General features: G+C 70.1%; 17 protein-coding genes. 4 read left to right on the top strand and 13 right to left on the bottom strand.

Annotated features, from left to right (window positions below):
• The 7 genes from coaD to GXZ33_RS06345 are packed head-to-tail and all read right to left on the bottom strand — an operon-like array spanning nt 1 to nt 6,492.
• Nucleotides 1–486 carry a pantetheine-phosphate adenylyltransferase gene (coaD, locus tag GXZ33_RS06375; protein ID WP_291340014.1) on the bottom strand — a complete coding sequence of 162 codons (486 nt, stop codon included), beginning with the start codon at nt 484–486 and terminating at the stop codon, nt 1–3.
• Nucleotides 487–1,059 (bottom strand): 16S rRNA (guanine(966)-N(2))-methyltransferase RsmD, encoded by a 573-nt coding sequence (gene rsmD / locus GXZ33_RS06370; RefSeq protein WP_291340013.1) that lies wholly within the window; start codon nt 1,057–1,059, stop codon nt 487–489.
• On the bottom strand, nt 1,056–1,265 hold the full coding sequence (locus tag GXZ33_RS06365) for a biotin/lipoyl-containing protein (RefSeq protein ID WP_291340012.1): 210 nt from the start codon (nt 1,263–1,265) through the stop codon (nt 1,056–1,058). The genes rsmD and GXZ33_RS06365 overlap by 4 nt, the downstream gene beginning before the upstream one ends.
• Nucleotides 1,266–1,275: 10 nt before the next feature.
• Entirely contained in the window at nt 1,276–3,381 is a 2,106-nt protein-coding gene (locus tag GXZ33_RS06360; protein WP_291340011.1) for an ATP-dependent DNA helicase RecG, read from the bottom strand.
• Between the two features lie 2 nt (nt 3,382–3,383).
• On the bottom strand, nt 3,384–4,829 hold the full coding sequence (locus GXZ33_RS06355) for a DAK2 domain-containing protein (RefSeq protein WP_291340010.1): 1,446 nt from the start codon (nt 4,827–4,829) through the stop codon (nt 3,384–3,386).
• An 11-nt stretch (nt 4,830–4,840) separates the two neighbouring features.
• The gene (locus GXZ33_RS06350; RefSeq protein WP_291340009.1) at nt 4,841–5,488 is read right to left on the bottom strand and encodes a uracil-DNA glycosylase; all 648 of its coding nucleotides are present in this window, start codon (nt 5,486–5,488) and stop codon (nt 4,841–4,843) included.
• Entirely contained in the window at nt 5,488–6,492 is a 1,005-nt protein-coding gene (locus GXZ33_RS06345) for a thiamine-phosphate kinase (protein ID WP_291340008.1), read from the bottom strand. The genes GXZ33_RS06350 and GXZ33_RS06345 overlap by 1 nt, the downstream gene beginning before the upstream one ends.
• Here GXZ33_RS06345 and GXZ33_RS06340 point away from each other — a divergent pair.
• Nucleotides 6,491–7,435 carry a DUF3515 domain-containing protein gene (locus GXZ33_RS06340; RefSeq protein WP_291340007.1) on the top strand — a complete coding sequence of 315 codons (945 nt, stop codon included), beginning with the start codon at nt 6,491–6,493 and terminating at the stop codon, nt 7,433–7,435. The two genes, GXZ33_RS06345 and GXZ33_RS06340, sit on opposite strands and share 2 nt — an antisense overlap.
• On the opposite strand, the gene GXZ33_RS06335 is transcribed toward GXZ33_RS06340, so the two are convergent.
• Nucleotides 7,407–8,486, bottom strand: a complete 1,080-nt coding sequence (locus tag GXZ33_RS06335) for a D-alanine--D-alanine ligase family protein (protein WP_291340006.1) — start codon at nt 8,484–8,486, stop codon at nt 7,407–7,409. The genes GXZ33_RS06340 and GXZ33_RS06335 overlap by 29 nt on opposite strands.
• A gap of 22 nt (nt 8,487–8,508) precedes the next feature.
• Nucleotides 8,509–9,507, bottom strand: a complete 999-nt coding sequence (locus GXZ33_RS06330) for an NAD(P)H-dependent glycerol-3-phosphate dehydrogenase (protein WP_291340005.1) — start codon at nt 9,505–9,507, stop codon at nt 8,509–8,511.
• Nucleotides 9,508–9,630: 123 nt separating this feature from the next.
• Here GXZ33_RS06330 and GXZ33_RS06325 point away from each other — a divergent pair, with 123 nt between their 5' ends.
• A complete protein-coding gene (locus tag GXZ33_RS06325) occupies nt 9,631–10,635 on the top strand; it encodes a bifunctional NUDIX hydrolase/histidine phosphatase family protein (protein WP_291340004.1) in 1,005 nt (334 codons plus the stop codon).
• On the opposite strand, the gene GXZ33_RS06320 is transcribed toward GXZ33_RS06325, so the two are convergent.
• From GXZ33_RS06320 to leuC, 3 genes are read right to left on the bottom strand one after another with little or no spacing between them, the layout of a single operon-like run.
• Nucleotides 10,613–11,014 carry a carboxymuconolactone decarboxylase family protein gene (locus GXZ33_RS06320; RefSeq protein WP_040085700.1) on the bottom strand — a complete coding sequence of 134 codons (402 nt, stop codon included), beginning with the start codon at nt 11,012–11,014 and terminating at the stop codon, nt 10,613–10,615. The genes GXZ33_RS06325 and GXZ33_RS06320 overlap by 23 nt on opposite strands.
• 3 nt (nt 11,015–11,017) lie before the next feature.
• Nucleotides 11,018–11,614 carry a 3-isopropylmalate dehydratase small subunit gene (gene leuD / locus GXZ33_RS06315; protein WP_291340003.1) on the bottom strand — a complete coding sequence of 199 codons (597 nt, stop codon included), beginning with the start codon at nt 11,612–11,614 and terminating at the stop codon, nt 11,018–11,020.
• A gap of 29 nt (nt 11,615–11,643) precedes the next feature.
• Nucleotides 11,644–13,062, bottom strand: coding sequence for a 3-isopropylmalate dehydratase large subunit (leuC, locus tag GXZ33_RS06310; protein ID WP_291340002.1), 1,419 nt, complete (start codon nt 13,060–13,062; stop codon nt 11,644–11,646).
• A 56-nt stretch (nt 13,063–13,118) separates the two neighbouring features.
• Here leuC and GXZ33_RS06305 point away from each other — a divergent pair, with 56 nt between their 5' ends.
• Nucleotides 13,119–13,829: an IclR family transcriptional regulator gene (locus GXZ33_RS06305; protein ID WP_273043307.1), complete on the top strand. Its 711-nt coding sequence runs from the start codon at nt 13,119–13,121 to the stop codon at nt 13,827–13,829.
• 52 nt (nt 13,830–13,881) lie between these two features.
• On the top strand, nt 13,882–14,460 hold the full coding sequence (locus GXZ33_RS06300; RefSeq protein WP_291340001.1) for a DUF2202 domain-containing protein: 579 nt from the start codon (nt 13,882–13,884) through the stop codon (nt 14,458–14,460).
• Here GXZ33_RS06300 and GXZ33_RS06295 read toward each other — a convergent pair.
• The coding region (locus tag GXZ33_RS06295) for a diaminopimelate decarboxylase (protein WP_291340000.1) at nt 14,457–16,732 on the bottom strand (2,276 nt) is incomplete at its 5' end. The genes GXZ33_RS06300 and GXZ33_RS06295 overlap by 4 nt on opposite strands.

Below are 16,732 nucleotides of genomic sequence, written 5' to 3'. Positions count from 1 at the left end.
CTACTCCCCCGGCTTCGCGTACTTCTCCTTCACCGCATCCACGACCTGCTCGGGCAGCAGGCCGGAGATGTCGCCGCCGTACCTGGCGACCTCCTTGCACAGCGAGGAGGAGATGTAGCCGTACTTCTCGTCGGTGAGGAGGAAGAAGGTGTCGATGCCCGACAGACGGCGGTTCATCTGCGCCATGGGCAGCTCGTACTCGTAGTCCAGCGCGGTGCGCAGACCCTTGACCAGGGCGGAGATGCCGTGCTCGTTGGTGTAGTCGACGAGCAGGCCACCCCACCAGTCGACGCTGATGTTCGGCACGTGGGCGGTGGCCTCACGGATGAGGTCCATCCGCTCCTCAATGGTGAAGAGGCCGGAGTGCTTGTTGGGGTTGGCGGTGACCAGCACGACGACCTCGTCGAAGTGGCTGGCCGCCCGGGTGAAGATGTCGAGGTGACCCATGGTCACCGGGTCGAAGGAACCGGGGCAGACGGCTTTCATTCAGGAGTCCTCTCGGTGGAACACGGCCATGTCCATGCGGGCGGTGCCGTAGGTGCGCTTCTTCAGTTTCTGGGTGGTGGGCACGAAGTCGGCGGGCCACGCCGTCTCTGGGGAGGCGACGTGACGTTCGATGACCACCGCGGCGCCGTCGACGAGCGTGGGGCGCAGGGCCTCGAGCATCTCGACGACGGCCTCATCCGTGAGCTCGTACGGCGGGTCCGCCAGCACCATGTCGAAGTAGTCACGTGGTGCGTGGGCGAGGTAGGTCGACGCCTTCATCTCCTCGATGCGTACGTTGGGGTGCTTCACGACGCCCGCGTTGTGCTCGATGATCTTCACCGCGGCGGGGTTGTTCTCGACGAGGACGACCTCGGAGGCACCGCGGGAGGCAGCCTCCAGGCCGAGTGCCCCGGAACCGGCGAAGAGGTCGAGGACGCGGGCGTCGGTGAAGCCGAAGCGCACCTGCAGGGAGGAGAAGAGTCCCTCACGGGCGCGGTCGGAGGTGGGACGGGTGCCGGTCGGCGGCACCTTGATCTTCCGGCCGCGGGCCTCTCCGGAGATGATGCGGGTCACTCGCTGACCTCCAGGAGCAGGTCGCCGCCGAGCACGTCGCTGAAGTCCTCGACGGCGAGGGAGGTGACGGTGCCGGGGCCGGGTGCGAGCACCGGGGCCTCGAGTTTGACGGCCTCGACGGTGGCGAGCGGGTCGCCGGTGTCGACGGGGTCGCCGGCCGACACGTGGAAACGCACGATGCCGGCGAAGGGGGCGCAGATATCCATGCCCTACAGACTAGCTTTTCTCCAGGAACTCACGGTCCACCCGGTCGATCTCCAGGACGAGTCGCTGGGCGAGCAGCGGGTGCCGCTGCACGAGGGCGGCGGCGTCACCGGTGGCGCGGTCGATGATCGCGTAGTCCTGCAGGAGGTTGAGCAGGCGCACGGTGCGGGCGGAGCCGGACTGGCTGGTGCCCAGGACGTCACCCTCCTGGCGGTGCATGAGGTCGAGTTCGGCGAGGGCGAAACCGTCAGCGGTCCCGGCGACGGCGTGGATGCGGAGGTCGGCCTCGGAGTCGGGTTCGGCGAGGGTGTGGAAGATGCACAGGGAGGAGTGTCCGCCACGGCCGACGCGGCCACGCAGCTGGTGCAGCTGGGAGACGCCGAACATCTCGGACTCGCGGATGAGCATGACGGTGGCGTTGGGGACGTCGACGCCGACCTCGATGACCGTGGTGGACACGAGGATCTGCACCTCCCCGGAGGCGAAGCGCCGCATCATGAGGTCCTTCTCCTCCGCGGGCATGCGGCCGTGGAGGTAGCCGACGTGGAAGTCGCGGAACGGGCCCTGTCCGAGGGTCTCGAACACCTCAAGGACACCACCGGGGCCCTCGATGCGGGGGCAGACGACATAGGCCTGCCTCCCGGCCACGACCTCCTCGCCGATACGGAGGATGGCGCGGCGGACCCAGGTCGGCTTGTGCTCGGGTACGACGAAGGACTCGATGGGCTGGCGTCCGCCGGGCAGCTCCCGCAGGGTGGACACCGCGAGGTCGCCGAAGACGGTCATGGCGATGGTGCGGGGAATGGGGGTGGCGGTCATGACGAGCAGGTGCGGGGTCATCCCGTCGCGGCCCTTGGAGCGCAGGCGGGCGCGCTGTTCCACGCCGAAGCGGTGCTGCTCATCGACGACGACCAGCCCCAGGTCGAAGAACTCGACGGTGTCCTGGATGATCGCGTGGGTGCCCACGACGATGTCGGCCTGGCCTGAGACGATGTCGAGCAGTGCCTGTCTCTTGACGGGGACGGGCATCGAGCCGGTGAGGGGGACGACGGAGACGGGGAGGCCGGCGTCGGTGAGCAGGGCGGTGAGGGTGCGTGCGTGCTGGAGGGCGAGCACCTCGGTGGGTGCCAGCAGGGCGCACTGGTGGCCGGCGTCGACGGCCTGCAGCATGGCGACCAGCGAGACGACCGTCTTGCCGGAGCCGACCTCACCCTGGAGGAGGCGGCTCATGGGGTCGCCGGCCGCGAGGTCCCGGGTGATCTCGGCGATGACGTCGAGCTGCCCGGACGTGAGTTCATAGGGCAGGGCTCCGAGCAGCCCGGCGCGGTGGGCGTCGTCACGCGGTGGCATGGGGGGTGCGTCGCGGCGGAGGGTGTCGAGGCGGCGCAGCGCCATGACCAGCCCCAGGGTGAGCGCCTCGTTGTACTTGAGGCGTTCGAGGTGGGGTTCGGGGCCCTCGGGTCCGGGGAAATGGACGCCGCGGAGGGCGTCGTCGAAGCTGACCAGGCCTTCGGGGACCTCGCCTAGGGGTTCCGGGACGGGGTCGAGGGTGGCGAGGATGTGGCGGATGGCGGCCATGATGCGCCAGGAGGCCAGGGCGGCGCGGGCGGGGTAGATGGGGATGTGGTCGAGGCCGTCGAAGAGTTCGTCGGGGTCGCCGTAGAGGGCGATGGTTTTGAGGGAGCCGGAGCCTGTCATCTTCTCCCCCGGTCCGGGCAGGACGAGGAAGTCCGGGTGCTGGAGCTGCGGGGTGCCGCGGTAGAAGTTCAGCTTGCCGGAGAACATGGCGCGTCTGCCGGGGGTGAGGACCTTGGGCAGCCAGCGGGAGTTGAAGAAGGACGCGGTGAAGCGGTTGTGGCCGTCGGTGATGGTGACGCGGGTGATGTGCGTCTTGTCTCGCTGGAAGACGTTGACGTCGAGGACGCTGCCTACGCAGGTGATCATGTCGCCTTCGACGGCGTCGTCGGCGAGCACGTCGGAGCCGTGGCGGGACCAGGCGCGGGGTGTGTGCTGCAGGAGGTCCATGCAGGTGGTGTAGCCGAAAGCCTTGCGCAGGGCGGTGGCCTCCTTCTTGGGGAGGACCTCCGTGAGCGGTCGGTCGTCGCTCCAGCCGAGCACGTCTACTCGACCCCGATCTCCACGAGGTGTCCCAGCCCGTCGGCGGGGAAGGCGAGGACGTCGACGCCGAGGTCCGTGGTGAGCTTCTCGACGTCCACCTCCGTCCCCGTCCCCGTCAGCAGGATGACGTGCTCACCGCCGGTGGCGAGCATGTCGCGGCACACCCCGGAGACGGCGTCCTCGACGGAGCCGTTGAGGGTGGTGGGGATGATGTCGGTGCGCATGGAGGCGGCGGCCTCGGTCATGGTGTAGGCGGCGACGCCGATGGGGGCGTCGGCGTCGTGGACGCTGAGGGCGGCGATCCCCGTGATGAGGCGGCCGGTGGGCACGATGATGAAGGTCTGCTCGAAGGCGTGGGTGGCGCGCTCCACGGAGACGAGCTGGCGGCGGTCGAGCAGTCCGTTGGGCAGGAGGATGAGTTCCTGGGCGCGGGAGGAGCGGACCTGCGAGAGGATCCGGGAGACGACGTCCTCGCCCGGCGCTACGACGATGGCGCCGGCCTCGCGGTAGAGCTCGGCGACGGAGCCGGGCGGGGTGACGGCGACGATGACGCGGCGGGGGGCGTCGACCCGGGGGGCGTCGGGAAGCACCTCGAGGCGCAGGTCACTGACCTGGCCGGTGGCGTAGGAGGTCTCGATGACACGGCCGGCGTCGCGGGAGTGGATGTGGACGCGGCCGGAGGTGTCGTCGGCGCGGGCGATGACGAGGCTGTCGCCGAGGGGGCTGATGCGGGACTGCAGGAGGTCCAGGTCGCCGGAGAAGAAGAACGTGACCTCGAGGTCGGCGGTGGGCATGGCCGGGGTGACCGCGGTGGTCTCGTGGACGGCCGTGCCCTCGATCTCCGCGAGGAGGGTCTCCAGGAGGACGAGGAAGCCGGTGCCGCCGGCGTCGACGACCCCTGCCTCACGGAGGACGTCCAGCTGGGAGGGGGTGTTCGCCAGGGCGGTGCGGGCGGCCTCGACGGCGGCGGTGACCACCTGGTGCAGGGTTCCCCCGGCGGCGTCGCAGGACTCGGCGGCGACGGCCGCGGCCCGCAGGACGGTGATGACCGTTCCCTCCACCGGTTCCGCGATCGCCCGGTCGACGAGCTGGACCGCGAGGATGAGCGAGCGGGCGATGCTGCTCCCGTCGACGCGGCCGTGGGAGGCGGAGTCGGCCACGGCCCGCAGCACCTGGCTGAGGACGAGGCCGGAGTTGCCGCGTGCCCCGCGGACGCTGCCCACGGCCAGGGCGCCGGTGACGGCGGCGGCGTCGGGGTCCCCGGTGAGTTTCTCCACCTCGGCGAGGGCGGCCTCCATCGTGTGGGCCATGTTGGAGCCGGTGTCGGCGTCGGGGACGGGGAAGACGTTGAGGGCGTTGATCTCCGCGCGGCGGGCGGACAGCTCGGCGACGGCACGGGTCGCCCAGTCGTGGAGTCGGCTGCCGTCTAGCTCACGCGGATGGGACATAAGGCCGTAGTCTACAGCCGCCAGTCCACCGGTTCGGCCCCCGCCGACACGAGGAGCTCATTCGCCCGCGAAAAGGGGCGGGAGCCGAAGAATCCCCGGGACGCGGACAGCGGGGAGGGGTGCGGGGACTCGATCCGCGGCGTGTCGCCGAGGAAGCGGGCGGCGGTCTGTGCGTCGCGTCCCCACAGGATCGCCACGAGCGGGGCGTCGCGTTCCGCCAAGGCGCGGATGGCGGTCTCGGTGACGATCTCCCAGCCCTTGCCGCGGTGCGAGGCGGGCTTGCCGGGACGCACGGTGAGGACCCTGTTGAGCAGGAGCACACCCTGCCGCGCCCACGGGGTGAGATCGCCGTCCTCGGCGACCGGCAGCCCGAGGTCCGTGTGCAGCTCCCGGTAGATGTTGCCGAGGCTGCGTGGGAGGGGGCAGACGCCGGGGTGCGTCGAGAAGCTCAGTCCCATCGCATGCCCGGGCGTGGGGTACGGGTCCTGCCCCACGATGAGCACCTTCACGTCCTCGAAGGGGTCCTGGAAGGCGCGGAGGATGTCGTTGCCGCGGGGCAGGAAGGCGGGTTCGGCGCGGAGGAAGTCCCCCAGGTCGTGGATCTGCTTCTCGACGCCCGCCAGCACCGGCTGCCACGACTCATGGACGGGGAGGGCCATCAGAAGCTCACCCACCCGTGTCCGTAGCGCGGGGGCTGGCCGTCGATGGTGACTCCCTCGCCGCGGCCGACACGCCCGATGACGCGGAAGCCGGAGGGCGGTTCCCCGGCGGTGGTGGCCAGGAGGGTGTGGTCCTCCCCGCCGGTGAGGACCCACTCCCAGGGGTCGGCGTCGAGGATCTCGGCGGCCTCGTAGATGATCGGCGGCGGCGTGATGTCCGCGGAGTGCAGGTCGATGCTCACGGACGAACGGCGGGCGATGGTGGACAGGTCGACGATGAGGCCGTCGGAGTTGTCGGTCATGCAGGTTGCGCCGGTGGCGCGGGCCACGACACCACGCCCGGGGTTGAGGCGGGGGGTGAAGTGGGCGTCGAGGAGCGGGATGAGGTGCTCCGGGATGCGGCGCAGGTCACGGCCGAAACGCTCCAGCAGCGCCAGGCCGGCGGCGGACCAGCCGATCTGTCCGTGCGCGACGACGCGCTGCCCGGGACGGGCCCGGTCGAGGGTCAGTTCGGGGCGGGAGCCGCCCAGGGAGCCGATCGCCGTGACCGAGAGGACGAGGTCGTTGCCGGAGGTGAGGTCACCGCCGACCAGTTCCGCCGAGTACTCCCCCACCTTCTGGTGGATGCCGGCGGCGATGCCGCGCAGGTAGGACACCGGCGTGTCCGGCGGGGCGGAGACGGCGAGGAGTGCCGCGATCGGGCGGGCTCCCATGGCCTCGATGTCCGCGAAGTTCTGCACGATCGACTTGCGGCCGATCTCCTCCGGGGTGGACCAGTCGACCCGGAAATGACGGCCCTCGACGAGCATGTCGGTCGTGGCCACCGCCCGGGAGTTCGGGGAGGCGTGGTTGAGGACGGCCGCGTCATCGCCGTTGCGTCGCGACGGGGCCGCCGCGACGATCTCCTCGATGGCGCGGTGTTCACCCACCTCACCGAGTGTCGGGCCCGAATAGCGGGCGGGAAAGCTGGTCACGCCGACCCTTTCGATAGACTTCAGATTCATGAGCTCCGCTATCCAAACTAGCCGTTCCAGCCGGACCGCCATCTATCTCTCCCTGGTTCTGGCGGTGGCACTGGTCCTCGGTGTCGTCGTCGGTGCGAAGGTTGTGTTCGAGCGGGCGGCGAAGCAGCCCGTGCCGATGAGTGACCTGCCCGCCCCTCTCGCCGACTCCCCCGAGTGCACGGCCTTCCTGGAGACCCTCCCCGACAAGCTCATCGGCCACGACCGCGCCGAGATCCTCGAGCCCGCCCCGGACGGGGTCGCCGCCTGGTCCTCCAGCTCCGTGGAGCGCGTGACCCTGCGCTGCGGCGTCGACCTGCCCCTGCAGTACACCCCCTACGCCCCCACCGAGACCGTCGACGGCGTCGAGTGGCTGCGCATCACGGACGCCACCCCGGGCTCCACCCTGCAGACCTGGTACACCGTCGACCGGGAGCAGATCGTCGCGGTCACCGCTGACGGGGAGTCCCTGGGCCGCCACGACGAGCCGGTCTCCGCGCTCTCGGAGGCCGTCTCCGGTCTGCCGGCCGCCGACCACGAGCCCTTCCCGGCCCCGCTCTCGCAGCTGACGGCCGCTGAGGGCGGTGCCCCCGAGGTGTGCGGTGACTTCCTGGAGGCCCTGCCGGACACCATCGCCGACGACGACTACCAGCGCACCGAGGTGCCTGAGGCGGACACGGTCGCCTGGATCGCGAACGGCCGGGAGCCGGTCGTCCTGCGCTGCGGCGTCGCCCCGCCGGAGAACTACGAGCCGGGCATCCAGCTCAACCAGGTCGACGACATCGTCTGGTTCGAGGACACCATCCTCGCCACCGGCACCACCGCCGCCACCTGGTTCGCGCTGGGCCGGGAGACCGACATCGCCGTGAGCGCCCCGCAGGACGTCAGCAGCGAGGTCCTGGTCCGCCTGGGACGGGTCATCGCCGCGGAGACTGCAGAGCAGTAGTCACGAGGACGTCGAGAAGCTCCTCGTAGGGGACGCCGGAGGCGGCGAACATCTGCGGGTACATCGAGATCGGCGTGAAGCCGGGCATCGTGTTGATCTCGTTGAGCACGGGGCCCTCGTCCGTGAGGAAGAAGTCCACGCGCGAGAGGCCCTGGCAGTTCAGCGCCCGGAAGGTGCGCACGGCCAGTTCCCGGATGTGGTCGTTGACCTCGTCGGGGAAGGGCGCCGGAATGGTCGGGGTGACTACGTCGTCGAGGTACTTCGTCTCGAAACCGTAGAATCCCTCCTCCGAGTCGCCGGTGCCGTTGAGCTTCGCCGGGACGGAGGCCACGAGCGTGCCGTCCGGGTACTCCAGGACACCAACCTCGACCTCGGAACCGACGATCTCCGCCTCGATGATGACCTTGTCGTCGGACTCACGCGCCACCCCGATGGCCGCCGGGAGATCCGCCCAGTCGGTCACCCGGGACACGCCGATGGAGGAACCACCGCGTGCCGGCTTCACGAACACCGGGAGCCCCAGGCGCTGCTTCTCGACGTCCGCGATGTCCGTCTCCCCGTCCCGCAGGATGAGCTCCGCCGTGATGGGCAGCCCCTCGGCGGCGGCGAGCTTCTTGGTGAACTCCTTGTCCATGCCGCACGCGGAGGCGAGCACACCCGCGCCGACGTAGGGCAGACCGATGAGTTCGAGCATGCCCTGGATGGTGCCGTCCTCACCGTAGGGGCCGTGGAGCACCGGGAAGAGCACGTCGATGCGTGCGTGCGGCTGACCGGAGTCCAGGTTGAGGATGAGGCCGTTGTCGTCCGGGTCCAGCGACAGTGCGAGTTCCTCCCCCTCCCCGACGCTCGGCAGCTCCCCCTCCCGGATCTGCAGACGGCCCGGATCGGACTCACCGACGGTCCACATGCCGTCCTTCGTGATGCCGATCGGGACGACCTCGTACTTCTCCGGGTCGAGGTGACTCATGACCGCTCCTGCGGACACGCAGGAGATCTCATGTTCGGTGCTGCGGCCGCCGTAGACGACCCCCACTGTGATGCGCTGTTCCATAGGCAGGAAGCCTACCGCGCGGTCACTCCGCCTTCCGGGACCGGCCCATCAGTGCCGCGATCATGTCCCGCACGTCCAGTCCGCGGTGGCACACGGCGTACACGGCCTGCGTGATGGGCATCTCCACCTTGTTCGCCTCGGCCAGCTGGAACACCGAGTTCGAGGAGATCACGCCCTCGGCGACCTGCCCGTGGGTGGCCTTCTTCGCCTCCTCCAGGGTGCCGCCCTCGCCGAGACGCACACCGAAGGAACGGTTACGCGACAGCGGGGAGCTGCACGTGGCCACCAGGTCGCCCAGACCGGCCAGGCCCGAGAAGGTGCGCTGGTCCGCGCCGAGGGCCGCCCCCAGGCGGGAGATCTCCGCCAGGCCGCGGGTGATGATGGTGGCCAGGGTGTTCTCACCGAAGCCGAGGCCGGTGGCCACGCCGCAGGCCAGGGCGATGACGTTCTTGCAGGCGCCGCCCAGCTCCACGCCGACGACGTCGGTGTTGGTGTAGGGGCGCAGGTAGGGCGTGGCGACGGCGGCCTGCACCAGCTTGGCGCGGTTCTCGTCGACGCACGCGATGACGGTGGCGGCCGGCTGCTCCTCGGCGATCTCCCGGGCCAGGTTCGGACCGGAGAGCACGGCGATGCGGGTCGGGTCGGCGCCGGTGATCTCGGCGATGACCTCGCTCATGCGCAGGTGCGTGCCGGTCTCCACGCCCTTGGAGATGCTCACCAGCGTCGAGTCCGCCGGCAGCAGCGGCGTCCAGGCGGTGAGGTTGTCGCGCATCGTCTGGCTCGGCACGGCGAAGACGACGATGGTGGCGCAGTCGAGGGCCTCCTCGGCGGAGGAGGTGGCGACCACGGAGTCGGGCAGGCGGATGTCCGGCAGATAGTCCGGGTTGGTCCGGGTGGTGCGGATCTGTTCGGCCAGCTCCGGGCGCCGGGCCCAGAGGGTGACGATGTTGCCGGCGTCGGCGAAGACCTTCGCCAGGGTGGTACCCCAGGATCCGGCACCCATGATCGCTACGTTGACCACGCGCTGCTCCTCCACTTTCTTTCGTTTGCAAACCAGCTTAAAGGATGGGTTGGTGCTGCGAATCAGCCGGAGGTGGGTGAAAATGAGGGGAACCCCATCCGCAACCGAGGTCCGAGGAGAAACATGGCGAAGAAGAACAGGCCGCACGAGGTGGACAAGGATCAGGTTCCGGAGTTGCTCGTCAACGGCCGTCACCAGGTCATCCCCGCGGATCCGGCCAAACAGTTCCGCCGCGCGATGCTCGCCGCGGGAGCCGTCCTGTGGCGCGGTGACCTCTCCGACCTGGACAACGTCGAGGTGGCGCTGATCCACCGCCCCGCCTACGACGACTGGTCCCTGGCCAAGGGCAAGGTCGATCCGGGCGAGTCACTGCCGACGACCGCGGCCCGCGAGATCCTCGAGGAGACCGGCTTCGAGATCCGCCTGGGCAAGCTGCTGGGCAAGGTGACCTACCCCGTCCAGAACCGCACCAAGGTGGTCTACTACTGGACCGGGGAGGTCCTCGGCGGTGAGTTCACCCCCAACGGCGAGGTCGACGAGCTGCGCTGGCTGCCCATCGCGGAGGCCCGTGCCCTGCTCTCCTACGAGGTCGACCGCCTCGTGCTGGACAAGGCGGAGAAGCGTTTCCGCCTGCCCGCCACCTCCCGGGTGCTCTACATCCGGCACGGTCGGGCACACCAGCGCCGCAACTGGGACGGCGACGACTCCCTGCGTCCGCTGGACAAGAAGGGACGCCGCCAGGCGGAGATGCTCGTGCCCATGCTGCTGCCCTACAAGCCGGTGGCCGTGTACTCCGCGGAGCCCGACCGCTGCCAGTCGACGGCTGCTCCCCTGGCGGATGAGCTGGGGCTGGAGGTGGTCGTCGACAAGCTCTTCGGCGATGAGGCGTGGCTGGAGAACCAGGTCGCCTGCCAGCGGCGTTTCCGGGAGCTCATCGACGCCGGCGGCACCTCCGTCGTCGTCTCCCAGGGGGAGGCGATCCCGGGGATGATCGCCTGGTTGAGCGCGAACGGACGCCTCCCGCTCGATGAGATCAAGGCGAAGAAGGCGTCCGTGTGGGTGCTGTCCTTCAACGACGGACAGCTGACGGGTGCTGACTACCTGACTAGTCCGCTTCCGGCGAAATAGGGCCCAGCTCGGCGACGAGCACCTCCTGGGCGACCTTCATCGCGGAGAGGGCGGCCGGTGCGCCGCAGTAGCCGGAGGCGTGGATGATCGCCTCGGTGATCTCCTCGCGGGTCAGGCCGTTACGCAGGCCGCCGCGGACATGTCCGCGCAGTTCCTCGGTCGCGCGCAGGGCGACGAGCATGCCGATGTTGAGCAGGCTGCGGTCACGCTTGGACAGGCCCTCGCGGGTCCACACCGAACCCCAGACGGTGGCGGTGATGTGGTGCTGCAGGTCCTCGCCGTCGGTGCCGGCGTTGCGGGTCAGGGCGGCGTCGACGAAATCGTCGCCCATGACCTCGCGGCGGATGCGGATTCCCTCGTCGAAACGGTTGTCGGACATGACTCACACCTCCGCGGTGATGGTCGGCTTGTACACGGGGCGCTTCGCCTCGTAGTCGGTGATGGCCTGCTCGTCGCGCAGGGTCAGGCCGATGTCGTCGAGGCCCTCCATGAGGCGCCAGCGGGTGTAGTCGTCGACGGAGAACTGGTAGGTGTTCTCGCCGGCGGTGACGGTGCGGGACTCGAGGTCGACGGTGATCTCCAGGCCCGGCTCAGCCTCGAGCTGCTTCCACAGCAGCTCGATATCGGCCTCCTCCATCTGGGCGGCCAGCAGGCCGGCCTTGCCGGAGTTGCCGCGGAAGATGTCGGCGAAGCGCGGGGACAGCACGACGCGGAAGCCGTAGTCCATGAGGGCCCAGACGGCGTGCTCACGGGAGGAGCCGGTGCCGAAGTCGGGGCCGGCGACCAGCACGGAGCCGTTGCGGTAGGGCTCCTGGTTGAGGACGAAGGAATCGTCCTTGCGCCACTCGGCGAACAGGCCGTCATCGAAGCCCGTGCGGGTGACGCGCTTGAGGTAGACGGCGGGGATGATCTGGTCGGTGTCGACGTTCGAGCGGGTCAGCGGGACGCCGACGCCGGTGTGGGTGGTGAACTTCTCCACTGTTTTTATCTCCTTGGTGGTCGGCGTGGTCAGAGGTCTGCGGGGGAAGCCAGGTGGCCGAGGACGGCGGTGGCGGCGGCGACCGGCGGGGACACCAGGTGGGTGCGGCCGCCCGGGCCCTGCCGGCCCTCGAAGTTACGGTTCGAGGTGGAGGCGGAGCGCTCGCCCGGGGCCAGCTGGTCCGGGTTCATGCCCAGGCACATGGAGCAGCCGGCGGTGCGCCACTCGGCGCCGAAGTCGGTGAAGATCTTGTCCAGCCCCTCCTCCTCGGCCTGCTGCTTGACCAGCGTCGAGGACGGGACGACGAGCATGCGGGTGTCCGGGGCGATGGTGCGGCCCTCGACGACCTCGGCAGCGGCGCGCAGGTCCTCGATGCGGGCGTTGGTGCAGGAGCCCAGGAAGACGGTGTCGATCCTGATGTCCCGCAGCGGGGTGCCCGGGGTGAGGTCCATGTAGGCCAGTGCCTTCTCCGCGGCGGCCTTGTCGGCCTCGTTGGTGAAGTCCTCCGGGTCCGGGACGTTCGCGGACAGCGGCAGGCCCTGGCCCGGGTTGGTGCCCCAGGTGACGAACGGGGTGAGCGCGGAGCCGTCGATCTCGACGACGGTGTCGAACTCGGCGCCCTCGTCGGTCGGCAGGGTCTTCCAGTACTCGACGGCGGCGTCCCAGTCGGCGCCCTTCGGGGCGAACTCGCGGCCCTCGACGTAGTCGAAGGTCTTCTGGTCGGGGGCGACCATGCCGGCGCGGGCACCGGCCTCGATGGACATGTTGCAGATGGTCATGCGGGCCTCCATCGAGAGCTTCTCGATGGCCTCGCCGCGGTACTCGATGATGTGGCCCTGGCCGCCGCCGGTGCCGATCTTGGCGATGATCGCCAGGATGAGGTCCTTGGCGGTGACGCCCGGCTGCAGCTCGCCGGAGACCTCGATGGCCATGGTCTTGAACGGCTTGAGCGGCAGCGTCTGGGTGGCCATGACGTGCTCGACCTCGGAGGTGCCGATGCCCATGGCGATGGAACCGAAGGCACCGTGGGTGGAGGTGTGGGAGTCACCGCAGACGATGGTCATGCCCGGCTGGGTGGCACCGAGCTGCGGGCCGACGGTGTGGACGATGCCCTGCTTGACGTCACCCATGGGGTGCAGGCGGATGCCGAACTCCTCGCAGTTCTTGCGCAGGGTCTCGACCTGCGTGCGGGAGGTGGCCTCCTTGATCTCCAGGAGGGAGCCGGTCTGGATGCCCTCGGTGGGGACGTTGTGGTCCTCGGTGGCCAGGTGCAGGTCCGGGCGGCGCAGCTTACGGCCGGCCAGGCGCAGTCCGTCGAAGGCCTGCGGGGAGGTCACCTCGTGCAGGAGCTGCAGGTCAATGTAGAGGAGATCGGGTTCGCCGTTCTCGCCCTTCGCGACAATATGGTCGTTCCACACCTTCTCGGCCAGCGTCAGCTTCTCGGCCATGGATGCCACCTTTCCATCTGTGTAAATCTCACTGGGTGAGATGTTAGTATCGTGGTATGGGACAGTATAGCGCAGTGTCAGGCATCAAGGTGCTGGATCGTTCGGTCGCGATCATGATGGCCGTCGCCCCGCATCCTCTCTCGCTCACCGAGCTCTGCGAGACCACCGGACTGCCGCGCGCCACCGCCCACCGCCTGGCCACCGCCCTGGAGACCCACCGCATCCTCGCCCGCGGCGAGGACGGCCGCTGGACCACCGGCCCCGCCCTCACCTCCCTGGGCACGGGCAGCCGCGACCAGCTTCTCGACGCCGCCCGCCCCATCATGGCCGCCCTCGTGGACACCACCGGCGAATCTGTGCAGCTCTACCAGCTCACCGGCACCTCCCGCACGTGCGTGGCCGCCCAGGAACCGCCCGTCGGCCTGCAGAACACCGTCCCCGTCGGCTCCCAGCTGGCACTCACCTCCGGCTCGGCCGCCAAGGTGTTCCTCGCCTTCGGCTCACCCCAGCTTCGCGACGCCATCCTCCCCGACGTCACCTTCGATCCTTCCGATCTCGCGCGCGTCGAGGCCGAGCGCGTCAGTGAGTCGGTGGCCGAGCGCGAGGTGGGGCTCGCCTCCCTGTCCGCCCCGGTGTTCACCCCCGCCGGGCGCTTCGTCGCGGTGCTCTCCGTGTCCGGGCCGTCGGAACGCCTGCGCCCCCACCCCGCGGAGAAGTGGGGCGCGGCCCTCACGGACGCGGCCGAGGCCCTGTCGCGCTCATTGTAGCCCCGCATACCCCGGTGGTAATTTTTGCGGCCCGGGCGGTGTTGCACCGGATATGAGAACCACACTGCTCCCCGCCCTCGTGCTCGTCCCCGCCCTCGCGCTGGGCGCGTGCACCGACACGCCCGAGACCACCACCGACACGTCCGTGACCACCGAGGCCACCGAGGCCACCGAGGCCGCTGACACCGACGACCGCGACGCCCTCCTCCAGCGCCTCATCGAGGAGGAGAAGGTCGCCCATGACCTCTACACCGCCTTCGACGAGAACTACGGCACGCAGGTGTTCTCCAACATCACCCGCGGGGAGGTCGGCCACCAGGACGCCGTGCTCCGTGTGCTCGACGCCGCCGGTACCGACGATCCCCGCACCAGGGTGCCGGGCGAGTTCACCGACCCGGAGCTGCAGGAGCTGTACGACGACCTCCTCGCCCGCGGCCTGGAAAGCGAGACCGCGGCGTACCAGGTGGGCGTCGACTTCGAGACCTGGGACATCACGGAGCTCGAGAACGACCTGGCTGCCACCCCGGAGGATGACACGGAGCTGCGGGAGCTGCTCCAGTTCCTCATCGACGGCTCGCAGCGCCACCTTGCGGCCTTCGAGCGGCAGCTGGACCGCCCGCGAGGCCGTTAACGGTCGATGTCGTCGAGCGTGCCGGGGTACACCACGTTCTTCGCCAGCGGGATCTGGTGCGAGGCGCTCTCGAGGATGTGCATGAAGTAGCCGGCGGCGTTGGGGATGGCGATGACGTCGCCCGGCTCCACACCGTACGGGAAGCGGATGCGGCGGCGCAGGATGAGCTCGTCCTCGATGCAGTAGGCGCCGACGAGGAACGCCTCCACCTCCTCGCCTGTCGTGCGGTCGGTGACCAGAAGCGGGTCGATGAGGTAGTCGTCGGAGGTGGTGCGGCACTGGGTGCGGTTCATGGCCAGCCCGACAAGGGGCAGACCGTCGGAACGCTCCTTGACGAAGGCCACCTCCGCCAGGATGACGCCGCACCCGTCGAGCAGGCTGCGGCCCGGCTCGAGGTGCAGACGCAGGCTGCGCTCGCGGAGCATCTCCGCCACTCCCCCGGACAGCACGTCCTTCAGCCACTCCCCGCGCACCGGGGACTGGTGGAAGGGGTAGGTGGTGTCCAGCGGGTCGGCCTTCCACGTGAAGGGCCGGGCGTAGCCGTCGACCATGGCGTCGCGGGCGGCGTGGTAGTCGCGCCACTGCTCCGCGTCGTCGAGGTAGCTCATGGGGACGCCGCCGCCGAGGTCGATGAAGGTGGGGTGGTGGCCGGCGTCGATAAGCAGGTCGACGAGGCGGCAGCACTCGCGCAGGGCGGTCGCGCGGTCGGCGGCGGAGTAGCCGTGGAGATGGACGTGGAGGCCGACGATCTCCACGCCCGGGACCTGGCCGATCTCGGCCCACTGCTCGACGCGCTCACCGAAGCGGGTCGGCGGGAGAAGGTCAGGGTCGGGGGCGACGCGCGGGGCGACGTGGGCGGTGCGCTCCCCCGCCAGCCGCGAGATGCGGGCCAGTTCGGCCCGGGAGTCGGCGGAGATGGTCACGCCGTTGGCGATGGCCAGCTCCAGCAGGCGGTCCGGCTTGATGGCGGCGGAGAGGATGATGCGCTCGCCGGGCACGCCGCGACCCAGTACCTGGGAGAGTTCGCGCTCGCTGGCGACGTCGACGCCGTGGCCCGCGTCCCGGACGGTGTCGACGAACACGAGGCCCTTGTTGGCCTTGCGGGCGAAGAAGATGCGGGTGTCGATGCCGCAGGAGGCACCGGCGTCGACCAGTTCGGTGACGTTGGCCAGCATCGGCCCGGGGTCGAGGACGTTGACGGGGCTGCCGAACTCCTCGAGCAGGGAGCGGCACCGGGCGGGGTCGGTGGTGAGCTCGGCGGCCCACGGCTCGAGACGGGCGGTCAGCGGCGGGATGCCGTGGACGTGGTCGGGTCCGGGCACGAGGCGGCGGGCCCAGCGCGGGATGACGTCGTGGAGGGTGCGGGAGAGGGTGTCGTTGCCCAGGACGACGTCCTCGGTCATGCGTCCCACCGCGGCGAGGTTCGTCTGGCCGACGACCGTGCCGTCGGGGGCCACGTCGAGGCCGCGGGTACCGGGGCGCACGCGCGCCAGGCCCTCATCGACGAGCCAGGCCTCGAGGGTGCCGTCGACGACGCCGGGCGGCGGGATGACCGCGTCGATGACGACCGTGACGTCGAGCTCGCGGACGAGGTCGGCGAGGTCCTCGTTGCCGCGGCCCAGGTGGGTGAGGTCGACCTTCCCGGACTCGACGAGCTGCTCCAGGTGGGCCACGCTCTCGGGCGGCGGGCCGAACGCGACGCGCTCGAGGCGGCGGCACAGCTCCCCGAAGCCCGCGAGACTGTCGCGGCCGTCGTAGGAGGCACGCCCGACGATGGCCGTGTAGCACTCACGCCACGCCAGGCCGACGGCCCAGGCGGCGTCCGGGTCGTCGCGGTCGGTGCCGGCGAGCACGGCGTCGACATCGCCGTCCCGGCCGGCGCGCTCGAGGAGGCGGCGCGCGGTGACGGCCAGGGCATCGACGAGGGCGGCGATGTCGGGGGCGTCGATAAGCAGGGCCTTCCCGGCGGCGATGATGTCGTCGGCCTCCACCCCGTCGAACTCGGGCTTGACCTCCATGAGGCGGCCCGTGCGGGTGACGGGGATGAACACCTCCGGATCGCACGCGCGGATGACGTCGATGAAGGTCAGCGCGGCACCGCGTACGAGCACGCGGTCCTGAGGGCCGATGGCCTGCAGATTCGAGGCCGGGTACGGCATGACGACGGGCACCGGCAGGTCGGCGTGCTCCAGGGAGCCGGGCCAGGTGGCGGCGTGGCCGGTGGCCAGCAGGACCTCGTCGACGAGCAGGCCGCCGACGGCCCAGCCCTCGT

This window comes from Corynebacterium sp., from assembly GCF_012838985.1.
In the GTDB taxonomy this organism is placed as follows: domain Bacteria; phylum Actinomycetota; class Actinomycetes; order Mycobacteriales; family Mycobacteriaceae; genus Corynebacterium.
The sequence above is the reverse complement of the archived record's forward strand: the minus strand, read 5'-3'. Positions and strand labels throughout refer to the sequence as shown.